This is a genomic window from Kytococcus sp. HMSC28H12 (assembly GCF_001816045.1).
In the GTDB taxonomy this organism is placed as follows: Bacteria; Actinomycetota; Actinomycetes; order Actinomycetales; family Dermatophilaceae; genus Kytococcus; species Kytococcus schroeteri.
Genome location: NZ_KV824609.1, coordinates 1 through 1,452 on the forward strand (window position 1 = coordinate 1; position 1,452 = coordinate 1,452).

2 protein-coding genes and 1 riboswitch are annotated in these 1,452 nt (G+C 76.2%); of the genes, one reads left to right on the forward strand and one right to left on the reverse strand.

The window, feature by feature from the left end; translation table 11 throughout:
- Positions 1-663 (reverse strand): enoyl-CoA hydratase/isomerase family protein (locus HMPREF3099_RS09565; RefSeq protein ID WP_141762108.1); only part of this gene is annotated, 663 nt, incomplete at its 3' end.
- A 120-nt stretch (positions 664-783) separates the two neighbouring features.
- Positions 784-911, forward strand: a riboswitch (FMN riboswitch).
- 209 nt (positions 912-1,120) lie between these two features.
- On the opposite strand from HMPREF3099_RS09565, the gene HMPREF3099_RS09570 reads away from it, so the two are divergent.
- Positions 1,121-1,452: bifunctional diaminohydroxyphosphoribosylaminopyrimidine deaminase/5-amino-6-(5-phosphoribosylamino)uracil reductase RibD (locus HMPREF3099_RS09570; protein WP_202816740.1), on the forward strand; the 332-nt coding region annotated here is incomplete at its 3' end.

Genomic DNA, 1,452 nt, shown 5'->3' on the forward strand with positions numbered 1-1,452 from the left:
CAGGTCGTCCGCGGACTCGCCGCCGGCCAGCCGGTCCACCACGGTCTCGGGGTCGAGCAGCTCGGCCGGCGCCACGGCATCGGCCAGGCCCAGCAGCACCGCGTCCGCGCCGCCGAAGCGGTCGCCGGTCAGGGCCACGTGCGTGCCCAACTCGTGCTGCGCGCGCGAGAGCAGGTGCATGGCGCCCACGTCCGGGAACAGCCCGATGCCGGTCTCGGGCATGGCCACCTTGGCGTCGGCGGCCACGAGGCGGTGGCTGCCGTGGGCGCTGATGCCGATGCCACCGCCCATCACCACGCCGTGCATGAGCGCCACGTACGGGATCTCGTAGTCGGCCACGAGCTGGTCGAGCGCGTACTCGGTGCGCCAGAAGTCCTGCGCCGGACCGAGGTCGCCGGAGGTGGCGGACTCGCGCAGCACCTTGATGTCGCCGCCGGCGCACAGGCCCTTGCCCTCGCCGGACACCACGATGGCGCGCGGCCGGTCGTCGCCCTGCGCGTTCTGCCAGGCGTGCAGCTGGTCGAGCATCGCCGCGCACATGTCCCGGGTCAGCGCGTTGAGCGCCTTCGGCCGGTTCAGGTGGATGCGGGCGATGCCGTCGCGCACGCCGAACAGCACGTCCTCGGTGCCGCCGTCCAGGGGGGAGAGCTCGGTGGGGGCCATGGGTGCTCCTCGGGGTCTCGGGTGTGGTCCGGCCCACAGCGTTCCACACGGCCGATGGTGTGCCGGGCTCGGTGCCCCCGCCCGACGCCCGCCCCGGCGGCCCGGGCGTAGAATCGGCCCCACGTGTTCCGGGGTCGGTGCAAGTCCGAACCGGCGGTGACAGTCCGCGACCCGTCCGCAGCCAGCGGCCGGTTGACTGGGTGGAATTCCCAGACCGACGGTGAGAGTCCGGAAGGGAGGAGCACGTGCGGCGTCGCCCCGCGACGCCGTGGGCGGCAGTCCCGCTGCCGAGCGGCCCGTGGCCCCTCGGTGCGTGGTGCACCTGCCGACTCCTCCGGGCCCACGCCCGTTCCCCCGGTTCACCCGGGCCGTCCGACCGGACCGCCCGCCGCCGTGACCGCAGTGAGGAACCGCCGTGACCGCCCGCCCCGCCGAGTCCACCGCCTGGGAGCCCGCGATGCGCCGCGCCCTGGAGCTGGCGGCCCGTGGACCGGCCACCGACCCCAACCCCCGTGTGGGCTGCGTACTGCTCGACGCCGCCGGCCGCACCCTGGGCGAGGGGTGGCACCGCGGCGCCGGCACCCCGCACGCGGAGGTCGCCGCCCTGTCCGATGCGGAGCAGCGCGGCCGGGACGTCGGCGGCGCCACCGCCGTGGTCACCCTGGAGCCGTGCAACCACACCGGCCGCACCGGCCCGTGCGCCGAGGCGCTGCGTGAGGCCGGGGTGGCCCGCGTCGTCGTCGCCCAACCGGACCCGACCCCGTTGGCCGCCGGGGGCGCCGATCGCCT